The sequence below is a fragment of the Bordetella genomosp. 1 genome, from assembly GCF_002261335.1.
Lineage (GTDB): Bacteria > Pseudomonadota > Gammaproteobacteria > Burkholderiales > Burkholderiaceae_B > Bordetella.
In genome coordinates, this window is record NZ_NEVL01000002.1 from 528,906 (window position 1) to 551,972 (window position 23,067).

A 23,067-nucleotide genomic window follows, 5' to 3' on the forward strand; every position below is an offset into this window, starting at 1 on the left:
GCTGTTGTAAGGAACGGACACGTTTTCGGTCCGTGGCCGGGGGAACGATTCCCCAGGGCCGGCCGGGGGCGGTGTAATACGCGTTCTGATGAAAAAACACCCAACAACTTCCAGCGCAAACGCGCGCGAGTTACCTGCCCAGTGGCAGGCCGAAGCCGATGCCCGGCTGGGCGAGGACGAGGGCATTCTGGCCTGGCTGGAAACCGACCTCGATGCCCGGCTGCGCTATGCGCCCGGGCTCGTGATCGCCACCGACCAGCGCCTGCTGGCGCGCGATGCCGCCGGCCAATGGCAATCGTGGCCCTATTCCAGTGCGCTGCGCCTGAACCTGCACGATCACGCCGGCGCCGCCGCCTTCGAGCTCGACGACGGCGAGCAACGGCTCGGCATGTGGCGCTTCACGCTGGGCCGCAATCCGGCCGCGCTGCGGCTGCTCAACCAGTTCGAGAGCCAGCAGGCGTTGCGCCTGTCCAACACCCAGGCGCAGGCCAGCGGCGACGCCGTCTGTCCCACCTGCCAGGCCGTGCTGGACCCCGACGACGAAGATTGCCCGCAGTGCGACGGCGAGTCGGCCGAGCCGCCCTCGACGTGGGCGCTGCTGCGGCTGTGGCGCTTTGCCCGGCCGTACCGCTTCCCGCTGCTGGCCGGGTTTCTCCTGACGCTGCTGGGCACGGCCGCCACCCTGGTGCCGCCGTATCTCACCATGCCGCTGATGGACGAGGTGCTGATTCCCTACCAGAACGGCGTCTCGATCGACTACAGCAAGGTGCGCCTGTATCTGGGCGGCCTGCTGGCCTCGGCCATCCTGGCCTGGGCGCTGGGCTGGGCCCGCACCTACATTCTGGCCTGGGTGAGCGAGCGCATCGGCGCCGACCTGCGCACCACCACCTACGAGCATCTGCAGCAGCTCTCGCTGGAGTATTTCGGCGGCAAGCGCACGGGCGACCTGATGGCGCGCATCGGCAGCGAAACCGACCGCATCTGCGTGTTCCTGTCGCTGCACCTGCTCGATTTCGCCAACGACGTGCTGATGATCGCGATGACCGCGGCCATCCTGTTCTCGATCAATCCCTCGCTGGCCCTGGTCACGCTGATCCCGCTGCCCTTCATCATGTGGATGATCCACGTGGTGCGCGACCGCCTGCGCCACGGCTTCGAGAAGGTCGACCGCATCTGGTCGGAGATCACCAACGTGCTGGCCGACACGATTCCCGGCATCCGCGTGGTCAAGGCCTTCGCCCAGGAAAAGCGCGAGGTGCAGCGCTTTCGCGAGGCCAACAATCGCAACCTCGAGGTCAATGACCGGGTCAACAAGGTCTGGTCGCTGTTCTCGCCCACCGTCACGCTGCTCACCGAGATCGGCCTGCTGGTGGTGTGGATCTTCGGTATCTGGCTGGTGTCGCAGGATCAGATCACGGTCGGCGTGCTGGCCGCGTTCCTCGCCTATATCGGGCGCTTCTACACGCGCCTCGACTCGATGAGCCGCATCGTGTCCGTCACGCAGAAAGCGGCCGCCGGCGCCAAGCGCATCTTCGACATTCTCGATCACGTCTCCAGCGTGCCGGAGCCGGTGCGCCCAGTGGCCCTGCCGCCGGTGCAAGGCCACATCAAGCTGCGCGACGTGGGCTTTCGCTACGGCAACCGCCAGGTCATCCGTGGCCTGAACCTGGACATCGCACCGGGCGAAATGATCGGCCTGGTGGGCCACAGCGGCTCGGGCAAGAGCACCCTGATCAACCTGATCTGCCGCTTCTACGACGTGTCGGAAGGCGCGGTGCTGGTCGACGGCATCGACATCCGCTCGCTGCGGGTGTCGGAGTACCGGCGCAACATCGGGCTGGTGCTGCAGGAGCCGTTCCTGTTCTTCGGCACCATCGCCGAGAACATCGCCTACGGCAAGCCCGAGGCCACCCGCGAGGAAATCATCGCCGCCGCGCGCGCCGCGCATGCGCACGACTTCATCCTGCGCCTGCCGCACGGCTACGACTCGCTCGTGGGCGAGCGCGGCCAGGCGCTGTCGGGCGGCGAGCGCCAGCGCATCTCGATCGCGCGCGCGCTGCTGATCGACCCGCGCATCCTGATTCTCGACGAGGCCACTTCCTCGGTCGACACCACCACCGAGAAAGAAATCCAGAAGGCGCTCGACAACCTCGTGCGCGGCCGCACCACCATCGCGATCGCGCACCGGCTCTCGACCCTGCGCCGGGCCAACCGCCTGGTGGTGATGGACCGGGGCCAGGTGGTCGAAGAGGGCCCGCACGAGGCGCTGATGGCGCGCGAAGGCGCCTACTACCGCCTCTATCAGGCCCAGGCCCGCAACAACGACTCCGAAAGCGGCGACGACGATGACGACATCGTCGCCGTCGCGTGACGCCATGGCGCACTCCCTGTCCGAACTGAATCTGCAGCGCAACGCGATGGGCCGCCTGGTCTATGTCGACGAGGCGGGCGCAACCCACGACGGCGTGGTGCCGGTCCGCGCGTTTCCGATCAGCGAGCCGGCCGGCGGCCTCTCGTTGATGAGCCCCGACGGCCACGAGCTGATCTGGATCGCCGATCCCCAGGCGCTGGCCCCGGCCGTGCGCGAGCTGATCGAGGCCGAGCTGGCCGGCCGCGAATTCATGCCGGAGATCCAGCGGCTCGTGAGCGTGTCCACCTATGCCACGCCTTCCACCTGGAAGGTGCAGACCGATCGCGGCGAGGTGTCGTTCGTGCTGCGCGGCGAGGAAGACATCCGCCGGCTCGCCGGCCACACACTGCTGATCACCGACAGCCACGGCATCCATTACCTGATCCGCGACGCGCAGGCGCTCGACCGCGCCAGCCGCAAGCTGCTCGACCGCTTCCTCTGACCCGGGTTTCCCGGCTCAGGGGCCGCCGCGGCGGAACGGCGTGTGCGCTTCCAGCTCGCCGCGATAGGCATCGACCGCGCGCGTCTCATCGCCCAGGAATTCGTCGATCGCGGCCTCGAAGCGCGGGTCGGCGATCCAGTGCGCCGAGCAGGTCGCCACCGGCATCAGGCCGCGCGCCATCTTGTGCTCGCCCTGCGCGCCGCCCTCGAAGGTGTCGAGCCCGTGGCGGATGCAGTACTCGATCGCCTGCATGTAGCAGGTCTCGAAGTGCAGGCCGGACACGAACACGCGCGAGCCCCAGTAGCGGCCATACAGCACCTGGCCCCCACGCAGATTGAGCGCCGCGGCGACCGGCTCGCCGTCGCGTTCGGCCAGCACCAGCACCAGCGAGCCGGGTTGATGCGCGCGCAACCGGTCGAAGAAGGCACGCGTGAGGTAGGGCGGATTGCCGTGTTCGAGGTAGGTCTGGCAATAGCAGGCATAGAAGAAGTCCAGGTCGGCGTCGCACAGCGCCGGCCCCTCGACGTGGCGGAACGTCACGCCGGCGGCGGCCACGCGCTTGCGGTCCTGCAGCAGCTTCTTGCGCTTGTCGTGATTGAAGGCGGCCAGGAAGGCGGCCATGTCGGCATAGCCGGCGTTGCGCCAGTGAAACTGCACGCCTTCGCGCACCAGGCAGCCGGCGCGGGCCAGGGCGTCGCGGTCGGCCGCGTCGGGAAACAGCACGTGCAGCGACGACACCTTGAGTTCGCGCGCCAGCCCCACCAGGGCCTCGGCCAGCGCGTCGCGCACCGCCGCGTCGCGCGCCAGCAGCCGGCGGCCGGGCACCGGCGTGAACGGCACCGCCGCCAGCAGCTTGGGGTAGTAGCGCAGGCCGTGGCGATGGTAGGCGTCGGCCCAGGCGTAGTCGAACACGTACTCGCCGCGCGAATGCGCCTTGAGATAGAGCGGCACCGCGCCGGCCAGGGCCTCGCCCGCGCGCAGCACGAGGTAGTAGGGCGTCCAGCCGGTCTGCGGCGTGGCGCAGCCGGTCTCGTGCAGGGCGTGCAGATAGGCATGGCTCAGGCAGGGCTGCCCGCCTGCCAGCGCATCCCATTCTGCCGGGTCGATGCCGGCGAGCGAGGATTCGACGGCGAGGCGGTAAGCGGTGTCCATGGCGCAATGATAAAGTCTGCGCGTGACTTGGCGCGGCATGACCGCGTCGGGTCGATGGCTTCCCGGTATTGGCGGAACTTTCATGAATGCAGCGACCCCGCAGCCCACGTTGCGGTCCCAGGCGCTGGCGGCGCTGTGCGCCGCCGAGTGGCCCGACAAACTCGCGGCGGTGGCCGCCATCGACGACACCCTGCCGGCGGGCGCCGAGCTGGCGCTGGCCGAGCCGGCCGGCCTGCCGGGGCGCCCGCGCGCGCCCGAGCAGGTGCCGCCCGCGCAGGTGCGCCAGCGCTCGGTGCAGACGCCCGCAGGCCGGGCGGCGCTGCTGCACGCCCTGGCCCACATCGAATTCAACGCGATCAACCTGGCACTGGACGCGATCTGGCGTTACGCCGGCCTGCCCGACGCCTTCTATCGCGACTGGCTCGGCGTGGCCCGCGAAGAGGCCTGTCACTTCGACCTGCTCAACCGCCATCTGGCCACGCTGGGTCATGGCTACGGCGATTTCCCGGCGCACAACGGCCTGTGGGACATGGCCGAACGGACCCGCGGCGACCTGCTGGCGCGGCTGGCGCTGGTGCCGCGCACGCTGGAGGCGCGCGGCCTCGACGCCTCGCCGCCGATCCGCGACAAGCTCGCCCGCGCCGGCGACGCGCAGGGCGCCGCCATCCTGGAGATCATCCTGCGCGACGAGATCGGCCACGTGGCCATCGGCAATCGCTGGTATCGCCATTTCTGCGCCGAACGCGGCCTCGATCCCGTGTCGCAATACGGCGTGCTGGCGCGCCAGTACGACGCCCCGCGGCTGCGCGGCCCCTTCAATCTCGAGGCGCGCCGCGCCGCCGGTTTCGACGAGGCCGAGCTGGCCGAACTCGCGGCGGGCATGCCGGAGCGCGCGTCATGAGCGGCCACACGATCCTCACCGTGCTGGCCGGACCGGTCGCGCCGCTGGGCGACAGCGGCAAGACCAGCGCCATCGCCAAGCACGCGCTGGCGGCGCCGGTGGCGGTCGGCCCGCTGGGGCTGGCGGGCGACGAGCAGGCCGACCCGCGCTTTCACGGCGGGCCGGAAAAGGCCGTGCATCACTACGCCTACGAGCACTATCCGTTCTGGCAGCAGGCGCTCGGCGCGCGCGAGGTGCTGACGCGGCCCGGCGCCTTCGGCGAGAACATCAGCACCGTCGGCCTGACCGAACGCGAGGTCTGCATCGGCGACATCTATCGCTGCGGCACGCTGGTGTTGCAGGTGTCGCAGGCGCGCCAGCCCTGCTGGAAGCTCGACGTGCGTTTCGCGCACAAGGGCATGGCCGCCGAGGTGCAGCGCAGCGGCCTGACGGGCTGGTATTACCGGGTGCTGGAGCCGGGCACGCTGCACGCGGGCGCGCAGCTCGAACGCGTCGCGCGGCCGCGGCCCGGCTGGACGCTGGCACGCATCCAGGACCTGCTCAACCGGCGCGTGGTCGACGGCGCGGCGCTGGCCCAGCTGGCCGACATGCCGGAGCTCTCGCCCAACTGGCGCGCGCTGTTCGCGAAACGGCGCGAGGCCGGCGTGGCCGAAGACTGGAACCGGCGCCTGCGGGGTGACGGCTTGTGACACCGCGGGGCGGGGGCTGCGTTTAGAATCAGCGCATGAACCGACCCGTCCAACGCCGCTTCCTTTCCCGCCGCGCCGCCGGCGCCGCGCTCGCCGCCGCGCTCTCCGCCGCGATCCTGCCCGCCGCGCAGGCACAGAGCACCGCCCAGCCGCCCAGCGATGCCGACCTCAAGGCCTACGCCACCTGCCTGGGCCAGTTGCGCCCCGACGCGCTGAAGGCCGGCGTGAGCGGCGCCACGTTCGACACCTACACGCAGGGCATCACGCCCGACATGTCCATCCTCGAGCTGCTCGATGCGCAGCCCGAATTCAAGACGCCGATCTGGGACTACCTGGCCAGCCTGGTCGATGCCGAGCGCATCCACGACGGCGAGCAGGGCCTGGAGCAATGGTCCAAGGAGCTGGCCCGCATCCAGACGCAATACGGCGTGGACCCCGCGACGGTGGTCGCCGTGTGGGGGGTGGAAAGCAATTTCGGCAAGAACCTCGGCGGACGCCCGCTGCTGCAGTCGCTGTCCACGCTCTCGTGCTTCGGCCGCCGCCAGGCCTATTTCCGCGGCGAGTTCTTCGCCACGCTCAAGATCATCCAGGACGAGCACGTCAAGCCCGAGCGCCTCAATGGCTCCTGGGCCGGCGCCTTCGGCCAGACGCAATTCATGCCGTCCACCTATCTGCGCCTTGCGGTGGACTTCGATGGCGACGGCCGCCGCGACCTGGTCGACAGCGTGCCCGACGCGCTGGCCTCGACCGCCAACTTCCTCAAGCGTGCCGGCTGGAACAACGACATCCCCTGGGGCTTCGAAGTGACCCTGCCCAGCGGCCTGGACACCAGCGGCGCGGGCCGGCGCAACAAGAAGCCCATGTCGCAGTGGGCGGCGGCCGGCATCAAGCGCGCCAACGGCCGCGCGCTGCCGGCCGGCGAGCTGCAGGCCGGGCTGCTCCTGCCGGCGGGCCCGCAGGGCCCCGCGTTCCTGGTCACGAAGAATTTCGACGCGCTTTATTCGTATAACGCGGCGGAGAGCTACGGCCTGGCGATCGCGCACTTGTCGGACCGCCTGCGAGGCGGCATGCCCTTCGTGCGCGCCTGGCCCACCGACGATCCCGGCCTGTCGCGCGCCGAGCGCCGCGAGATCCAGGAGCTGCTGGTGGCGCGCGGCTACGACATCGGCAAGCCCGACGGCGTGATCGGCACCCGCACGCGCCAGGCGCTGCAGCAGGTGCAGCGCGAGCTGGGCCTGCCCGACGACGGCCGCGCCGGCCAGAAGACGCTGAAGGCGCTGCGCCAGCAGTGAGGCAAGGGCGAGGCCGCGGCCTGCGGGCCGGGGCCGGCCCTGCGTTCTTTCTGCCGCGTCTAGCCGGCCGCACCTGGCCGGCCGCACCTAGCCGGCCGCACGAATCGTTGCAAATTCGGATGGGGGCGGGAGGATGGCGCGCGGCGTCGCGCGCTAGACTGCGGCTGTCGGGGGCTTGCCCCGTTCTCGAGGAGCGCATCATGAGTCTGTTGGACACGCTTTCTTCGCTGGCCGGGGGCAATGGCTCATCCGGCGGCGCCGCCTCTCTGATTCCCGCGCTGATCGAGCAGATCAACAATTACCCGGGCGGGCTGTCGGGTCTCATCGAGCGGTTCCAGAAGGGCGGGCTCGGTGAGGTGGTGGCCTCGTGGATCGGCACCGGGCCCAACCAGCCGGTTTCCACCGAGCAGCTCGACGCCGTGCTGGAGCCCGGCATGGTCGACGCCGTGGCCAACCGCACCGGCGAATCGCGCGGCGACGTGCTGAGCCAGCTCGCCACGCTGCTGCCCAAGCTCGTCGACCAGGCTACGCCCGACGGCGCGCTGGCCGCCGGCCAGGGGCTTGACCCGGCCAAGCTGCTGGGCTCGCTGGCCGGCCTGCTCAACGGGCGCGGCCAGGCCGGCTGAGACCGCTCAGCGCAGGATCAGCAGGTTCACGGCCGCCTGGTTGAGCAGCGCGGTCGTGGTGCTGCCCAGCACCAGTTGGCGGATGCGCGAATGGCCATAGGCGCCCATCACCAGCAGGTCCATCGCCTGCTCGGTGGCGTGGCGCAACAGCTGCGGCGCGGGCTCGCCGTCGAGCAGCACGCCCTCGGCCGCGAAGCCCGCCTGCACCAGCGTGCTGCGCGCCCATTGCAGCGCATCGCTGCCGTCCTTGCCGTCAGATTGCACCACCACGATCTGGCAGGCCAGGCCGGTGAGCAGCGGGCTGCGGCTCACGGCCTCGACGGTGTGACGCGAAGTCTCGCTGCCGTCGAAGGCCAGCATGAAGCGGGCAGGGGCGCGGAACGGCTGGTTCGCCACCAGGATCGGCCGGCGCAACGCGCGCACCGAGGCCTCGAGCTTGTGGTCGGGCAGCAGGCGCGAGCTGCGCGGCGGGCCGCTGTGCGGCCCCATCACGAAGAGCCGGGTGTCGGCCTCGATCTCCAGCAAGGTGTCCACCAGCAGACCCTGGCGCTGCTTGCCGTCGGTGCGCAGCGCACCCTGGGCGCGGGCGCGCTCGACCGCCGACTGCAGCCGTTGCTGGCCCTGAGTCCGGGCCAGCTCGAACCGGCGTTTGTCGAGTTCGGCCAGCTCGAGCAGCAGGGTTTCCTGGGCGCCCATCCAGATGCCGCCGCTGAGGTCCGTGATCGGCGCCGCATCGGGCTGGTACTCGAGCACGTGCAGGAATTCCAGGTCGGTGTCCAGGCGCTGGGCAGCCCAGATGGCGTGGTCGCAGACATCCTCGGCACGCGGGGTGTCGGCAATGCAGGCAATGACATATTTCATGGCCGTCTCCTCGGGCGCATGACGGCGGGCGGGTAAAGCGCGGTCCGCCCGTCGGCCTCCGGCAGCAGCGCCGGCCTCGCGGCTCGGCCGAACCGGCGGAGGCGGGCGCCCGGCCGCTCGCGGTTCGTTCCGGGTGTGCCGGGTGTCCCGAGTCGTCCCTCTTACTATCGTGCGTTCCGCGCCACGGTGCAAGCCCGTATCCGGCCCGATCCTCCGGGTTTATGCGATTACGACGATCGGGGCATACCATTGGCGCGCCCTGGCGGCTATGATCGAGGGTTTGTGTGTTGCCTGGCCGACAGCGTTATGCGCCAACTCGATCTTCGTCACCTGGTTCTCGGGTTGAGCATTGTTTCCCTGCTGCTGGGCCTGGCGGGCGCCCTCTATGCCAGCACGGTCGTGCAACGCGACATCCTGGCCAGCAGCACCCTCGAAGACAATCGCGTGTTCGCCCAGAAGCTCGCGCATACGGCCGACGTCTTCCTGCGCAACGCCTTGTCGGATCTCGCCTATGGCGCCACCACCATCGGCGCGGCCGACGCCCGGCCCGACGTGGTCGAGGCGGAGCTGCGCCGCATGCGCAGCCAGGGCACCGACTTCAATGCCGTGGCCTTCGTGCGCGCCGACGGCGTCATCACCGCGCAGGCCCCGCCCTCGGCCAACGTGCCGCGCCGCGCCCGCGCGGCCCAGACCGAAAAGGCGCTGAACAGCCGCGAGGCGCGCATCAGCGCCCCCTTCATCACCGATTCCGGCCGCTGGGTCGTGTCGATCTCCCAGCCGGTGTTCCTGGCCGACGGCAGCTATGGCGGCATGGTGCTCGGCGCGCTGTTCCTGCACGAGCCCAACGGCCTGAGCGAGTTGCTCGGCGAGCAGGAGCATCGCAACGGCACGCAGCACTACGTGGTGGACGCGCAGGGCGTGGTGCTCTATCACCCCAAGTACGAAACCGTGGGCGCGCCGCTCGGCGAGACCCCCGTGGTGGCCGCGCTCATGCGCGGCGAGGAGGGCGCGATGCGGCTCGACGGCCCCGGCGACGGCGACCTGCTGGCCGGCTACGCGCTGGTGCGCACGGCCCATTGGGGCCTGGTGGTGCAGCGGCCGGTCGACGCGGTGCTGGCGCGCGCGCCGCAGCTGGTGCGCCAGACCCTGTTCCTTTCGCTGCCCTGGCTGTGCCTGTCGATCCTGTGCGTATGGTGGCTGGCCAACCGCATCGTGCGGCCGCTGTCGCGCCTGGCCGCCGTGGCCATCGACCTGGACCAGTTCCGCGCGCCGCGCCGGATCGAGGCCATCAGCGCCTGGTATCGCGAGGCCGACCAGATCAAGCGCTCGCTGGCGGCCGCGCGCCGCCGCATCGGCAACAAATTCGACCGGCTGCGCCAGGACAGCCTGACCGACGCCCTGACCGGCACGCTCAACCGCCGCGGCCTCGACCAGTTCCTGTCGCACGAGCTGCCGCTGGCCGCGCCGGTGGGGGTGCTGGCGATCGACATCGACCTCTTCAAGTCGGTCAACGACGAGCACGGCCACGCCGCCGGCGACACCGTGCTGCAGGGGATCGCGGCCCTGCTGGTCAAGCGCGCCCGCAGCCACGACATCGTCGGCCGCCTGGGCGGCGAGGAATTCGTGATGCTGCTGCCGGGTGCCACGCACGAAGTGTCGCTGCGGGTGGCCGAGCGGATCCGCGCCGACATCGAGGGCTTCCAGGCCATTCCGCAGGGCGCGCGCACCGTGTCGGTGGGCGTGGCCGCCTACCCGCAGGACGGCGCGACGCTGGCCGAGGCGCTGGGCCGGGCCGACCAGGCGCTCTATCGCGCCAAGGCCGAGGGCCGCAACCGCGTCTGCTCGGCGCACGAGCTGGGCTGACACGTCCGCGCAACGGCCGCATGGCGCCGCTCGCGATTGCCACGGTCAGTCGCTATCATGGCAAGGTTGCCCCCTCCGCTGCCTGCCTATGCTTCTCCCCATACGCGTGCATCTGCGCAGCCTGATCCTGTGGTTCTGTGTGTTCTTCGTGGCGGCCGTCCTGGCCAACACGTTCTATGCCACCTACGTGGTCAAGCGCGACATCCTGCTGCAGGATACGCTGGAGGCCAACCGCGTCTACGCCGAGAAGCTGGCGCGCGTCACCGAAAACTATCTGCGCAGCTGCCGCCGCCTGCTGTTCGCCGTCGGCGAAGACCTCGAAGCGGGGCCGCTGGCGCCGGGCCCGGCGCAGGAGGCGGTCGATCACATGCTGCGCGTGAGCGATCTGTTCAACGAGCTGCTGGTCGTCAACACCGATTCGGTGGTGATCGCCGACACCGATGCGGCGGCCCGGCTGGTCGGCCAGCGGGTCGACAGCCAGCCGGCGCGGCTCGCGCTGGCCGCGCGCGGCCCGCTCACGAGCCAGCCGTTTCGCCGCGGTAAAAACGGCCGCTGGGTGGTGATGCTGTCGCATCCGATGTACGACGCCAACAACGAATACATCGGCTACGTCGCCGGCCTGATCTACCTGCACCAGCCCGCGATCCTGCAGGCCATCCTGGGCGAGCACACCTATCTCGACGGCACCTACGGCTATGTGGTCGACAGCGGCGGCGCCCTGATCTATCACCCCTCGTCGGTGCGCGAGGGCGAGGTGGTGCACAACCCCGCCGAGCAGGCGGTGCGGCGCGGCGAGCGCGGCGCGATGCGTTTCGTGAACCAGGAGGGCGTGGAGATGCTGGGCGGCTATGCGCCGGTGCCATCGGTGGGCTGGGGCGTGATCATCCAGAAGCCCACCGAGGCCGCGCTCGAGCGCGTCGATGCCGCGCTCTGGCGCACGCTGATGTATGCGCTGCCGCTGATCGGCCTGAGCCTGTTCGCCATCTGGTGGCTGTCCGGGCTCATCACCCGGCCGCTGCGCGCGCTCGCGAGCGCCGCCACCGCCATGCAGGATCCGGGCACGCCGGCCACGGTGCGCGCGATCCGCGGCTGGTACCAGGAGGCGGCCGACCTGCGGCGCGGCCTGCTGATCGGGCTCATGGCGACGCTGCGGCGCATCCGCACCCTGCGGCGCGAGAGCGAGAGCGACCCGCTCACCGGCCTGCTCAACCGCCGCGGCCTCCAGAGCGTGGTGGACGCCCTCGCGGCCAGCGGCACGCCGTTCGCCATCATCACCTTCGACATCGACCGCTTCAAGACCATCAACGACACCTTCGGCCACCACATCGGCGACCTGTCGGTGCAGGAGGTGGCGCGCGCGATCGAGCAGCAGGCGCGCCAGCGCGACGCGGTGGCGCGCCTGGGCGGCGACGAGTTCATGATCATCCTGCCGCGCGTGCCCGTGACGGGTGGCGCGGCCTTCGCCGAGCGCCTGCGCCAGGTGGTGTCGAGCCTGCGCGTGGAGGGCGGCCGCCCCATGACCATCTCGGTCGGGGTGGCGCACTTCCCGCTATCGGGCGCGACCGTGGAGGAGGCCTTCCAGAACGCCGACCGCGCGCTCTACGATGCCAAGGAGGCCGGCCGCGACCGCACCTTCGTGTACGAGGCGCACGGCACCCGGCCGGCGGCCGAACTCGACCCGGCCAACGCCACGCATCAGCGGCGCTGAGCGGGCCTCAGCCCAGCAGCCAGGGCAGGGCGAAGGGCGAGGCCACGAAGCACAGGCCGTCGTTGTCCTGCTTCCAGACGAAGCCCGGCGCGAGCCGGCCCGAGGCGGGGTCGGGCAGCATGAGTACGTGCGGCTCGACGCGGAAGTCGCCTTCCCAGCCGATCGCTTCGGCGCGTTCCTGCACCTCGACGAATTGCGCGCGCAACTGATCGTGGCTGAGGTCCACGTCGATCGGCTCGCCGCGTTCTTCGGCGGCCTCGAGCAGCGCGAAGGCCTCGGTGAGGGTCAGGAGAAAGTCCCAGCCCACGTCGATGGGGGCGGTGCGGTAGAGATGCCAGTTCATGAGCGGATCACAGAGAGGGAGGATCCGCCCATTATCGTCCAGACGCGGCTTGCCGCAGCGGCTCGATAGCGGCTCGGTGGCCGCTTCAGTAGCCGCGCCCCGCGTCGTAGAGGTGGGGCAGCGCCGCGCCGCGCTCGTGGAGGTGGATCAGGCGCACCGCGTGGCGGGCCCGGTCGCGCCGCGAGGGCGTCGCGCCATAGTGTGGCGTGACGATGATGCGCGGATGCGACCACAGCGGCGAGTCGGCCGGCAGGGGCTCGGTGTCGAACACGTCGAGCACGGCGCCCGCCAGCCGGCCGCCGTCGAGGGCGTCGAGCAGTTCGGCCTCGTTCAGGTGGCTGCCGCGGCCCACGTTGATCACGGCCGCGCCCTGCGGCAGGCGCGCGAACGTGCGGGCGCCCAGGATGCCGCGGGTGGCGGGCGTGGCGGGCAGCAGGCACACGAGGATGTCGGTGCCGCCCAGGAAGGCGTCGAATTCCTCCTCGCCGGCGTAGGTCTGCACGCCCGCGATCGCGGCGCGCGAGCGGGACCAGCCCGACACCTGGAAACCGGTGTGGGCCAGCAGGCGGGCGCTGGCCGCGCCGAGCTGGCCCAGGCCCATCACGCCCACCCGCACCTCGCGCATGCGGCGCGGCGCCGGCAGCACGTTCCAGCGGCACGCGGCCTGGTCCAGCGCCATCAGGCGCGCCTCGCGCAGCAGCATCAGCGCGGCGGTCAGCACGTATTCCGCCATCACCTCGGGGGTTTCCTCGGTGATCATGCGCGCGATCGGCAGGCCGGCCGGACGCTGCGGATCGGCCAGGATGCCGTCCACGCCGGCGCCCGCGCTGATGATGAGGCGCAGCTCCGGCAGGGCCGCCAGGCCGCCGGCCGGCGGCTGCCACACCAGCGCATAGCGCACGCCGGCCGGATCGGCCTGCGCCGCCTCCCAGCCCAGCACCTCGATGGCGGGATCGAATTCGCGGAAATGCCGTTGCCACTCGGGCAGGGCGGCGGGGCCGCCGGAGGCGATGGTGATGCGCATGGTCACACCGTGTAGTTCAGGGCCAGCCGTCCGCCGTCGACGAACAGCGTCTCGCCCGTGATGTAGCTGGAGGCGTCGCTGAGCAGATAGAGTACCGCGTCGGCCACCTCGGCGGGCTCGCCGAGCCGGCGCATCGGCGTGCGCGAGAGCAGGCGGGCGCGGCCGGCCGGGTCGGCCATCACGGCGTTCTGCGCGAGCTCGGTGGCGATGGTGCCGGGCGCGACCGCGTTGACGCGGATGCCGCGATCGATGAGCGCCAGCGCCATGGCGCGGGTGAGCTGGGCGATGCCGCCCTTGCTGGCGTTGTAGGAGGCGATGGTCGGGATCGCCATCACGGCGTTCACCGAGCTCATGTGCACGATGGCGCCCGATCCTCGCGCCGCCATGCTGCGCGCGACGGCCTGGCCGACCAGGAACGCGCCCTTGAGGTTCACGCCGATCACCCGGTCCCAATCCTCCTCGCTGATGTCGAGGAACTCGCACGGCCGCACGATGCCGGCGTTGTTCACCAGCATGTCCACGCGCTCGCAGCGCGCCAGCGTGGCGGCCAGCGCGGCGTCGACCTCGGCCTTGCGCGATACGTCGCAGCGCAGATAGTGGGCGGTGGCGCCGAGCCCGCGCAGCTCGTCCACCAGGGCCTGGCCCGGCGCGTCGGCCACGTCCCAGATGCAGACGGCGGCGCCCGCCTCGGCGAGGCGGCGCGCGCAGGCCGCGCCGATGCCCTGGGCGCCGCCCGTGACCACGGCCGTCTGGCCATCGAAGAGAAATTGCGTACGGCTCATCGGAGCTTCCTTTGCGTCATGAAAAAAGGCGGGCGCGTCGCCGCGCCCGCCCTGTGCGGTACGGTTCAGCGCTCGACGGTGCGATTCCAGCGCGCGTTGAAGGCCGGTCGGCTGGCGTTGATCACGTCCCAGTCCAGCACCTTGGCGCTTTCCATGTAGCCCTGGAACTGCTTGAGGATGGCCTGGTTGGCGGCGTCGGCCTGCACCTTGCGGTTCGACGGGAAGTGGCCGCCGAACTCGAGCGCCGCGGACTGGGCCTCGGGCGAGAGCAGATACTGGGCCAGCTTCTGCGACAGCGCGGGCTCGGTGTTGTTGGCGATCACGCACTCGCCCACCATCAGGATCACGGAGCCTTCCTTGGGCTGGGCGTATTCCACCGGGATGTCGCGCTTCTTCAGGCGCGCGATGGCGGTCGGCGTGAGCGGGAAGATCGCCGCCTCGCCGCTCTGGATCATCTCGGCCAGCTTGGCCGAGTTCGGAATGTACTCGAGCACGTTGGGGCCGATGGTGTCGCCCCACTTCTTGAAGCCCGGATCGGGATTCTTGTCGTCGCCGCCGACCAGGCGGTTGTACATCAGGAAGGCGTGCAGGCCGAAGGTGCTGCCGGCGGCCGACTGGAACACGACCTTGCCCTTGTACTTGGGATCGGCGAGGTCCATCCACGAGGTCGGCGGGGCCCAGCCGCGCTCGGCGAAGATTTTGGTGTTGTAGCCCAGGCCGGTCATGCCGATGTCGATGCCGGCGGCCATGCGATCCTTCATGATGGCGGTCGGATACAGGTCCTGGAACACCGGTGCGTCGTCCATCTTCTGGCACAGGCCCATCGAGATCGCGCGCGCCATCACGCCGTCATCGAGGAACATCAGGTGCATCTGCGGCCGGTCCTTGTAGGCCTGCGCCTTGGCCAGCACGTCGGTGGAGGTGCCGGGCACCACCACGATCTTCACGTCGTTGGCACGCTCGAACGCCGGGAACACATGCTGCGTGAACGCGCGCTCCATGTCGCCGCCGTTCATGCCCACGTAGAGCGTCTTCTGCGCCATGGCGCCCGCCGACGCCGCCAGCACCAGCGCGCCGGCGACCCACTTCCCCATTGTCTTGAAGCGCCGTCGGGCGCCGCGATTGCGATCGATCATGTTGACTCCAGCGTTTGCTCACGGGACGACTCGGTTCGACATGCGGCGTCATGAGCGCTCGCCGCGTATCGCTCGATGCGGAAGGCATCGATAGGAATGGCCGACGCGCCGTCGACCACCAGTTCGGAAAGCACCTCGCCGATGGCCGGGCCCACCTGGAATCCCGCGCCCGACAAGCCGAATGCATGGAACAGGCCGGGCACGCGCGCGCTGGGGCCGAGCACCGGATTGTGGTCGGGCATGCTGCCCTCCACGCCGGTCCAGAAGCGGATCACCTGCGCGCCGCGCAAGGGCGGCAGCAGCTCGGCGGCGCGGGCCAGCAGAGCGGGCAGGGCGCTGCGGCTCGGGCGGGCGTAGCCGTCGGGCTGCAGCGCGCCGCGGCCGCCGCCGATCACGCAGTTGCCGCGCTCGACCTGGCGCGCGTAGATGCCGCCGCCCTGGATGCCCAGGCTCACGCTCATGAAGTGCGGCAGCGGCTCGGTCACCATCATCAAGGGGTGGATCATCGATTCGGGCACGGCCTCGCCGAAGCCCGCCGCGATCTCGCCGGCCCAGGCGCCCGCGCAGTTCAGCAGCACGGCGGCGCGCACGCGCAGGCCGTTCTCGCAGGTGATCTCGAAGCGCGCGCCATCGTGCGCGGCGTGGTGCACGCGGGTGTCTTCGAGGATGCGCGCGCCCGCCGCCGCGGCCGCCAGCGCGAAGGCGGGCGAGACGAGGCGGGGGTTGGCGTGGCCGTCGTCGGGGCAGAGCGAGGCGCCCGCCAGCGTGTCGGTGAGCCAGCCGAAGCGGCGCCGCAGCTCGGCGGGCCCCAGCAGTTGCAGGTGCATGCGATGGCCGCGCGTGGCGTCGCGATACTGCTCCAGCGCCTGCATGTCCTCGGCGCTGCGGGCCAGCTTGAGATGGCCGCTGCGCACGTATTCGCCGTCGGTGCCGATCAGCGCGGGGAGTTGCTGCCAGAGCTCGTGGGCACGTGCGGTCAGGGGCATCTGCGACAGCGGCCGGCCCTGGCGCCGCACGCCGCCGTAGTTCACGCCGCTCGCCCTGGCGCCGCACGCGCCCATGTCGAGCAGCGTCACGGCGCGGCCGCGGCGGCGCAGGAACAGCGCCGCGCTGGCGCCGATGATGCCGCCGCCGATGATGGCGACGTCGGTGTCGATGAGGCGGTCCATGGCGGCCTCAGGTCGGCGTGCCCGGCATCGTGCCGGCCGCGTGCAGGGAAATCGGGATCGGCTTGATCGGCGGCTGGTTGCGCAGCCGGCCCACCGCCGCGGGCGACACGCCCAGCGCGCCCGCCAGCACCTCGGCCGCGCCCGCGCCGCACATCCGGCCCTGGCAGCGGCCCATGCCGACCCGGGTCAGGGCCTTGAGCCGGTTCATCTCGCTGGCCGCGCCGGTGGCGACGGTGGCGCGCACCGTGCCGGCCGTGATTTCTTCGCAGCGGCACAGCACCACGTCGTCCGCGATGTCGCGGGCCCAATCCTGCGGAAACGGAAACGCGCGTTCGAGCGCATCGCGCAGCCTGCCGATGCGGCGCAGGCGCCGCTCGAGCGCGGCGGCGCGGCGCGTATCCGCGGGCAGGCCCAGATCCTCGAGCAGTGCCAGCGCGGCGCGTTCGCCGGCCAGCTCGGCCGCATCCGCGCCCGCAATGCCGGCGGCGTCGCCCGCGAGGTAGATGCCGGGCGCGGAGGCGCGGCCGGCGGCGTCGCGGCGTGGCAGCCAGTTGCGGTCGCGCGCATCGAAGTCGAAGGCACAGCCGGCCAGCGCCGCGAGCTGAGTCTCGGCGCGCAACGCCAGGCCGAAGCCGAGCGCGTCGCAGGCCATCTCGTGCTCGGCCCCGCCCGCGTCACGCCAGCGCAGGCCCGCCACGCGCTGGCCGCCCAGCACGCGCACCGGCCGCACGCCCGCGTGCAGCGGCACGCCGTGGGCGCGCAGCCAGGCCATGTAGTACAGGCCGCGGCCAAGCAGGGCCGGTGCCGCGAGCATGCCGGGCAGGGCGCGCAGGCGGTCGGTCGTCGCGGCCGTGTCCAGCACCGCGGCCACGCGCGCGCCGGCCTTGGCATATTGGTACGCCACCAGATAGAGCAGCGGTCCGGTGCCGAGGAACGCCACGCGTTCGCCGATCGCGCAGCCCTGGAACTTGAGCGCCACCTGCGCGCCACCCAGCGTATAGACGCCCGGCGTCAGCCAGCCGGGAAAGGGCAGGACGCGGTCGGTGGCGCCGGTGGCGATGACGAGCTGGCGGAACGGCACGGCGTCGGCCTCGCCCTGGCACATCAGGTCGAGCACGCCGTCCTCGCAGTTCCACACCAGCGTGTCGGGCCGGTAATCGACGTGCGGCAGCAGCGCGTCCATCGCGCGGTGCAGGGCGTCGGCCTTGCGGTGTTCGGAGCCGTACAGGGCCGGTTTGCCGCGCGTGAATCCGGGCGGCGGCTGACGATAGATCTGGCCGCCCGCGCGCGCCGCCTCGTCGATCACGATCGGCCGCAGGCCGGCGCGCACCAGCGCCTGCGCGGCACGCACGCCGGCCGGGCCCGCGCCCACGATCACGGGAGCCACGGGCGCGCTCATGACGGCACGCCGGTCTGGGTGCGCACGCGCATGCCTTCTCGCACGAACGTGGAGCAGGCGCGCACGCGGGTGCCGTCTTCCAGCTGCATCCAGCAGTCCTGGCAGGCGCCCATCATGCAGAAGCCGGCGCGCGGCGCGCCGCTGAACTCCGAGCGGCGCAGGCGCTCGCCGTGCGTCAGCACCGCCGTGAGCAGCGTGTCGCCGGCCAGCGCGGTGACGGGCGCGCCGTCGAGCATGAAGGTGAGCGCAGGCCGGTCGGTCTCGGCCACGCGTTTGAGCAGGGGCATGATGCTGCCGTTCTCCGGGATGACGTTCACTTCTGGCCGACCAGCACGCGGTCCAGACCGTAGACGCGGTCGAGGAGCAGCATGGTGACGGCGGTCAGGGCGATGACCAGCGCGGAAATCGCGGCCATCATGGGATCGATCGATTCGGTCGCATACATGTACATGCGCACCGGCAGGGTGACGGTGCTGGGCGCGGTGATGAACACCGACATCGTCAGCTCGTCGAAACTGTTGATGAAGGCCAGCAGCCAGCCGCCCGACACGCCGGGCAGGATCATCGGCAGCGTGACCTTGAAGAACACCGTGGCGCGGCTCGCGCCCAGCGACAGGGCGGCGTGCTCGATCGTGCGGTCGAAGCCCACCAGGGCGCCGATCACCAGCCGCATCACATAGGGCGTGATGACGACCACATGCGCCAGCACCAGCCAGCCGAACGTGCCGGTCGTGCCCATCAGTGCAAAGAAACGCAGCAGCGCCACGCCCAGCACGAGGTGGGGAATCATCAGCGGCGACAGGAACAGGCCGTTGAGGGCGTCGCGGCCGGGGAAGCGATAGCGCGTGATCGCGATGGCCGCCGGCACCGCCAGGCACGAGGCGATGCTGGCCGAACAGAACGCCAGCCACAGGCTGTTGCGGAACGCCTGCATGAAGTCGGCGTGGGCGAACACCGCTTTGAACCAGCGCAGCGAGAATTCGGTGGTGGGGATCGACAGCGTCGATCCCGGGGTGAACGCCACCAGGCACACGATGACCAGCGGCGCGAGCACGAAAGTCACCACGAGGGCATTGAAGGCAAGCGCCACGGCGCCGTTTTTCTGCATGGGATTCTCCTGCTCAGCCCAGGCTGCGGCGGTAGCTGCGCTCGACGATGCGGTTGTAGCTCAGCATGATGATGAGGTTGGCCACCAGCAGCAGCACCGCGATGGCGGCGCCGAGCGGCCAGTTCAGTTCGGTGAGGAACTCGTCGTAGACGATGGTCGCCACCATCTTCAGGCGCCGGCCGCCCAGCAGCGCCGGGATCGCGAACGAGCTCGCGGCCAGCCCGAACACGATCAGGCTGCCCGACAGCAGGCCCGGCGTGGCCTGCGGCAGGATCACGCGCAGAAAGGTCTGCGTGCGCGAGGCGTTGAGCGAGTAGGCGGCCTGTTCGACCGTGGGATCGAGCTTCTGCAGCGAGGTCCAGACCGGGATCACCATGAACGGCAGCATCACGTGCACCAGGCCGATGATGACGGCGGTGGGGGTGTAGAGCAGCGCGCCCAGGCCGAGCGCGGCGGACGCGGCGCCGATGGGGCCGTTCGGGCCCAGCAGCAGGCTCCAGCCGAACGCGCGCACCACCAGCGAGATCAGGAGCGGCGACAGCACCACCAGCAGGAACACCGAGCGCCAGGGCTTGCGCATGCGGCTCAGGATGTAGGCCTCCGGCAGGCCGATCGCGGCGCAGATCAGCGTGGTGAGCGCCGAGATCCAGAAGGTGCGCCAGAAAATCTCGAGGAAGTACGAGTCGGTGAGCACCTGCCCGTATTGCGACAGCGTGTAGCCGGGCTGGATGCCGGTGTTGTAGTCGAATTGCGCGAACGACAGCAGCAGGGTGAGGCCGAGCGGCGTCAGCACCATGGTCAGGAACAGCAGGGCCAGCGGCAGCGAGCCCAGGATGGCCGGCAGGCCTTCGGTGCGCGGCTTGGCCGGGGCGGTCAGGGCGGGCGAGACGGCGCTCATTTCAGGCCTCGCGCGCGCCGGCAGGCAAGACCCGCACGATGTCCGCCGACCAGTCCAGCCCGATGGTCGCGCCGTCGTCGTGCGGCGTGCGGCCGTCGTTGGGCGCCAGTACCAACAAGGGCCCCGCGGCGGTGTCCAGCTCGTATTGCCACTGGCTGCCGAGGAAGTAGCGCGTGGTGACGCGGCCGTCGAGCTTGCCGGCGCCGGCGGCCACCGGAAGCACCTTCTCGGGCCGCAGCGATATCGTCACGCGGTCGCCCGCGCGCATGTCGGTGCCGTCGACGCGCACGCTGAGCGGACCGGCCTGGATCTCGGCGCCCACCGTGTCGACCCGGGCCACGGTGCCGTCCAGCATGTTGGTCTTGCCCACGAAGCGCGAGATGAAGTGGGTGCTGGGGTGTTCGTACATGCGATAGGGCGCGTCCACCTGCGTCGCGCGCCCCTCCTGCATCACCACCACGCGATCGCTGATCGACAGCGCCTCGGCCTGGTCGTGCGTGACCATGATGGTGGTGGTGCCGATCTGGCGCTGGATGCGGCGCAGCTCGAACTGCATTTCCTCGCGCAGCTGCGCGTCCAGGTTCGACAGCGGTTCGTCGAGCAGCAGCACCGGCGGGCGGATCACGAGCGCGCGTGCCAGCGCCACGCGCTGGCGCTGGCCGCCGGAGAGCTCGCGCGGGTAGCGGTCGCCGAGCTTGTCGAGCCTGACCATGGCGAGCGCCTCGCGCGTGAGACGGTCGCGTTCGCTGCGCTCGACCCGGCGCATTGCGAGGCCGAAGGCCACGTTGTCGCGCACGGTCATGTGCGGGAACAGCGCATAGCTCTGGAACACGATGCCCAGGCCACGGGTGTTGGGCTTGGCGTGCGTGATGTCGCGCCCGTCGAGCGTGATGCGGCCGCGCGTGACGTCGGCAAAGCCCGCGATCATCTGCAGCGTGGTGGTCTTGCCGCAGCCCGACGGGCCCAGCAGCGACACGAATTCCCCTTGCTCGACGCTCAGGTTCATGTCGGAGACGACGCACAGATCGCCGTAGTACTTGGAGACCTGCTCCAGCCTGAGAAATGCCATTTTCCGCCCCTTCGGCCGTGGATCCGGCCTTGTGCTGCCGGCCTTGCGGCCGGGACCGGCCGCAAGGCCGGTGCTGCGATGTCGTTGCTGGGCAGTCTAGGTTTGCGCCAAATCGCGGGTCAAGCAGGGTTTTCCGTATATCTGAATTTTTCTTTTATTTATTCTGGATATTGGAAATCCAAGCGTAGAATTTATGAAAATATTCCGTTACAGGAGATTGGGCATGGCCGAAAAAAAAGAGGAAGGCGGCGCGTCGGGCTCGCTGCAGCGCGCCTTCGGGGTGTTGCGCGTGCTTGCCGAAGCGCAAGGCGAGCGGCTGCGCCTGACCGAGATCGCGTCCCGCACCGGCCAGGCTCCCGCCACCGCGCACCGCGTGCTGCAGGCCCTGATCCAGGAAGACATGGTCGAGCAGCCGCCGCAGAGCAAGACCTACCAGCTCAGCGTGGCCTTCTTCGCGCTCGCCGCCTCGGCCGGCAACCGCCATTCGACGCTGCGCGACGTGTGCCGTCCCGCGCTGCTGCGCCTGTCGGGCATGCTCAACGACACCCTGTTTCTGCTCGTGCGCCACGGCTTCGATGCCGTGTGCCTCGATCGCATCGATGGCCCGTTCCCGGTGCGTTCGCACACCGGCGACATCGGCGGCAAGATGCCACTGGGCCTGGGTCAGGCCGGCCTGATCCTGCTGGCACGACTGCCCGAAGCGGAGCGCGAAGAGATCATCCGCTTCAACATTCCGCGCCTGCGCCACCTGGGTTTCATGGACGAAATCTCGGTGCGCGTGCTGCTCAAGGAGTGCCTCGAGAAAGACTACGCGCTCAGCACGGGGCAGGCGCTGTATCCGGGCACGATGGGGCTGGCGGTGCCGATCACGGACCGCAACGGCACGGTAGTGGCCGCGCTCAGCGTGGCCGCCCCGTCCGAGCGCATGACGCCCGAGCGCGTGCCGATGATCGTGGAGATGCTGCGCCGGGAGGCCGTGCAGATCGGGGCGCGCATCAACCCCTTCGACCCGGCGCTGCGCCGGCCGAATCAATTCCTGGGGGGCGGGGGCAGCGTCGACGCGACCTGAATCACCCCTGGCGGGCGCGGGCCGGGCCGGCCGCGCCGTGGCGCGTCGCCGCCGGCTGCGCCGCGCTTCGGCCGGCGCGCATCGGCGTATCGGCGCCGCGCGGCGTCACTGTTCGGTGCTGAATTGCACGTTGCTGTTGGGCGCGACCGCCAGCAGAAAGCCTTCGGAATAGATGTTCTTGATGTTGAAGGGCGAGTCGGCGATCTGGCCGAGCTTCTTGCGCACGCGGTAGATCAGCGTGTCGATGCGGTGCGGATCGAATTCGTATTCGGGGATGCCCAGCGCCTGGAACAGCGCCAGGTGCGACACCGGAAACGCCGGGCTCTGCAGCAGCAGCGAGAACACGATGCTCTCGCGGTCGGTGAAGCGCACCCCCTCGTTGCCCGGCCGGCGCGTGAGCTCGCCGGTGGGGCGGTCGAACACCCATTGCACCTGGTCAGGCGGCGCGCTGCGCTCCAGCGCGGCGAGGCGGCGCGACAGCGTGGCCAGCGTGGCGGTGAGGGTGGGCAGCTTGATCGGCTTGATCAGGTAGTAGTCGGCGCCTTCGGTGAGGCCGCGGATCTGCTCTTCGTAGCGCGTCTTGGCGGTGAGCACGATGATGCCCAGGTGCGGCAGCCGCTGGCGGATGCGCGGAATCTCCACGCTCATGTCGCCGTCGGTGAGCATGGCGTCGGTGAGGAAGATCTGCGGCGTCTGCGTGTTGAGCAGCGTCAGCGCTTCCTGGCAACTGGTGCAGAGCGTGGCCTGGTGCCCGAGCTGCTGCACGTGGTTGAGGATGATCTGGCCCCACTCGGGGTGGTCTTCGGCAATCAGGATGTTCATGGCTGCGTGGCGAGTCTTGGGCCCGCTGGCAGCTTGCGCCAGCACGCCGCCTATTCTGGCAAGGTCGGACAACGGATTCAATGGATTGCGTGGAGGCGCCGCAACCGCCGGGTGTTCGGGGCAAGGGAGACGGAGACGGGCGAGCCCCCGCAGAAGCCGCCACCTCCACGGCAACGGCGAATGCCGCGACATCCGCGACCGCCCCGGCAGCCGCGACGTCCCCGTCTATCGTGACACCTGCGACATTCCCGACATTTCCGGCTATCGCGACACCTGCGACATTCCCGACATTCCCGGCTATCGC

Annotated in this window: 22 protein-coding genes; 9 read left to right on the forward strand and 13 right to left on the reverse strand. The window is 70.4% G+C overall.

The annotated features are described in order from the left end of the window. The first annotated feature begins 88 nt into the window (after positions 1–88). Positions 89–2,371 (forward strand): cyanophycin metabolism-associated ABC transporter, encoded by a 2,283-nt coding sequence (locus CEG14_RS07590; RefSeq protein WP_094825744.1) that lies wholly within the window; start codon positions 89–91, stop codon positions 2,369–2,371. Then, positions 2,346–2,852, forward strand: a complete 507-nt coding sequence (locus CEG14_RS07595; protein ID WP_373454179.1) for a cyanophycin metabolism-associated DUF1854 family protein — start codon at positions 2,346–2,348, stop codon at positions 2,850–2,852. The genes CEG14_RS07590 and CEG14_RS07595 overlap by 26 nt, the downstream gene beginning before the upstream one ends. Positions 2,853–2,867: 15 nt before the next feature. Here CEG14_RS07595 and CEG14_RS07600 read toward each other — a convergent pair whose 3' ends face one another. After that, positions 2,868–4,004: a GNAT family N-acetyltransferase gene (locus CEG14_RS07600; RefSeq protein WP_094825746.1), complete on the reverse strand. Its 1,137-nt coding sequence runs from the start codon at positions 4,002–4,004 to the stop codon at positions 2,868–2,870. Between the two features lie 82 nt (positions 4,005–4,086). On the opposite strand from CEG14_RS07600, the gene CEG14_RS07605 reads away from it, so the two are divergent. The 4 genes from CEG14_RS07605 to CEG14_RS07620 all read left to right on the forward strand — a co-directional run bounded on the left by CEG14_RS07605 (position 4,087) and on the right by CEG14_RS07620 (position 7,512). Beyond that, a complete protein-coding gene (locus CEG14_RS07605) occupies positions 4,087–4,905 on the forward strand; it encodes a ferritin-like domain-containing protein (protein ID WP_373454180.1) in 819 nt (272 codons plus the stop codon). Next, the gene (locus CEG14_RS07610) at positions 4,902–5,594 is read left to right on the forward strand and encodes an MOSC domain-containing protein (RefSeq protein ID WP_094825748.1); all 693 of its coding nucleotides are present in this window, start codon (positions 4,902–4,904) and stop codon (positions 5,592–5,594) included. Before CEG14_RS07605 ends, CEG14_RS07610 begins: the two co-directional genes overlap by 4 nt. 35 nt (positions 5,595–5,629) lie before the next feature. Continuing rightward, a complete protein-coding gene (locus tag CEG14_RS07615; protein ID WP_094825749.1) occupies positions 5,630–6,886 on the forward strand; it encodes a lytic murein transglycosylase in 1,257 nt (418 codons plus the stop codon). Between the two features lie 200 nt (positions 6,887–7,086). After that, positions 7,087–7,512: a YidB family protein gene (locus CEG14_RS07620; RefSeq protein WP_094825750.1), complete on the forward strand. Its 426-nt coding sequence runs from the start codon at positions 7,087–7,089 to the stop codon at positions 7,510–7,512. 6 nt (positions 7,513–7,518) lie between these two features. On the opposite strand, the gene CEG14_RS07625 is transcribed toward CEG14_RS07620, so the two are convergent. Next, positions 7,519–8,373 carry a universal stress protein gene (locus CEG14_RS07625; RefSeq protein WP_094825751.1) on the reverse strand — a complete coding sequence of 285 codons (855 nt, stop codon included), beginning with the start codon at positions 8,371–8,373 and terminating at the stop codon, positions 7,519–7,521. 342 nt (positions 8,374–8,715) lie between these two features. On the opposite strand from CEG14_RS07625, the gene CEG14_RS07630 reads away from it, so the two are divergent. Then, entirely contained in the window at positions 8,716–10,236 is a 1,521-nt protein-coding gene (locus CEG14_RS07630) for a sensor domain-containing diguanylate cyclase (protein WP_256985600.1), read from the forward strand. Between the two features lie 88 nt (positions 10,237–10,324). Continuing rightward, positions 10,325–11,944: a GGDEF domain-containing protein gene (locus tag CEG14_RS07635; RefSeq protein WP_094825753.1), complete on the forward strand. Its 1,620-nt coding sequence runs from the start codon at positions 10,325–10,327 to the stop codon at positions 11,942–11,944. A 7-nt stretch (positions 11,945–11,951) separates the two neighbouring features. Here the strand turns inward: CEG14_RS07635 and CEG14_RS07640 are convergent, their stop codons facing one another. From CEG14_RS07640 to CEG14_RS07685, 10 genes are all read right to left on the reverse strand, one after another. Further along, positions 11,952–12,287 (reverse strand): hypothetical protein, encoded by a 336-nt coding sequence (locus tag CEG14_RS07640; RefSeq protein WP_094825754.1) that lies wholly within the window; start codon positions 12,285–12,287, stop codon positions 11,952–11,954. Between the two features lie 85 nt (positions 12,288–12,372). After that, positions 12,373–13,311: a 2-hydroxyacid dehydrogenase gene (locus tag CEG14_RS07645; RefSeq protein ID WP_094825755.1), complete on the reverse strand. Its 939-nt coding sequence runs from the start codon at positions 13,309–13,311 to the stop codon at positions 12,373–12,375. A 2-nt stretch (positions 13,312–13,313) separates the two neighbouring features. Then, positions 13,314–14,093 (reverse strand): SDR family NAD(P)-dependent oxidoreductase, encoded by a 780-nt coding sequence (locus CEG14_RS07650; RefSeq protein WP_094825756.1) that lies wholly within the window; start codon positions 14,091–14,093, stop codon positions 13,314–13,316. Positions 14,094–14,158: 65 nt separating this feature from the next. Continuing rightward, positions 14,159–15,229 carry an ABC transporter substrate-binding protein gene (locus tag CEG14_RS07655; RefSeq protein ID WP_094825757.1) on the reverse strand — a complete coding sequence of 357 codons (1,071 nt, stop codon included), beginning with the start codon at positions 15,227–15,229 and terminating at the stop codon, positions 14,159–14,161. Continuing rightward, a complete protein-coding gene (locus CEG14_RS07660; protein ID WP_094825758.1) occupies positions 15,226–16,398 on the reverse strand; it encodes an NAD(P)/FAD-dependent oxidoreductase in 1,173 nt (390 codons plus the stop codon). The genes CEG14_RS07655 and CEG14_RS07660 overlap by 4 nt, the downstream gene beginning before the upstream one ends. Before the next feature lie 7 nt (positions 16,399–16,405). Then, positions 16,406–17,797 (reverse strand): FAD/NAD(P)-dependent oxidoreductase, encoded by a 1,392-nt coding sequence (locus CEG14_RS07665; protein ID WP_094825759.1) that lies wholly within the window; start codon positions 17,795–17,797, stop codon positions 16,406–16,408. Beyond that, positions 17,794–18,084, reverse strand: a complete 291-nt coding sequence (locus CEG14_RS07670; protein ID WP_094825928.1) for a (2Fe-2S)-binding protein — start codon at positions 18,082–18,084, stop codon at positions 17,794–17,796. Before CEG14_RS07670 ends, CEG14_RS07665 begins: the two co-directional genes overlap by 4 nt. Positions 18,085–18,110: 26 nt before the next feature. After that, positions 18,111–18,905 (reverse strand): ABC transporter permease, encoded by a 795-nt coding sequence (locus tag CEG14_RS07675; protein WP_094825760.1) that lies wholly within the window; start codon positions 18,903–18,905, stop codon positions 18,111–18,113. A 13-nt stretch (positions 18,906–18,918) separates the two neighbouring features. Further along, positions 18,919–19,803 carry an ABC transporter permease gene (locus CEG14_RS07680; RefSeq protein WP_094825761.1) on the reverse strand — a complete coding sequence of 295 codons (885 nt, stop codon included), beginning with the start codon at positions 19,801–19,803 and terminating at the stop codon, positions 18,919–18,921. A gap of 1 nt (position 19,804) precedes the next feature. Continuing rightward, positions 19,805–20,872 (reverse strand): ABC transporter ATP-binding protein, encoded by a 1,068-nt coding sequence (locus CEG14_RS07685; protein ID WP_094825762.1) that lies wholly within the window; start codon positions 20,870–20,872, stop codon positions 19,805–19,807. A 223-nt stretch (positions 20,873–21,095) separates the two neighbouring features. Here CEG14_RS07685 and CEG14_RS07690 point away from each other — a divergent pair, with 223 nt between their 5' ends. Continuing rightward, positions 21,096–21,941 (forward strand): IclR family transcriptional regulator, encoded by an 846-nt coding sequence (locus tag CEG14_RS07690; protein WP_094825763.1) that lies wholly within the window; start codon positions 21,096–21,098, stop codon positions 21,939–21,941. A gap of 105 nt (positions 21,942–22,046) precedes the next feature. Here the strand turns inward: CEG14_RS07690 and CEG14_RS07695 are convergent, their stop codons facing one another. After that, on the reverse strand, positions 22,047–22,763 hold the full coding sequence (locus CEG14_RS07695; protein ID WP_176461407.1) for a response regulator transcription factor: 717 nt from the start codon (positions 22,761–22,763) through the stop codon (positions 22,047–22,049). Between the last annotated feature and the right edge of the window lie 304 nt (positions 22,764–23,067).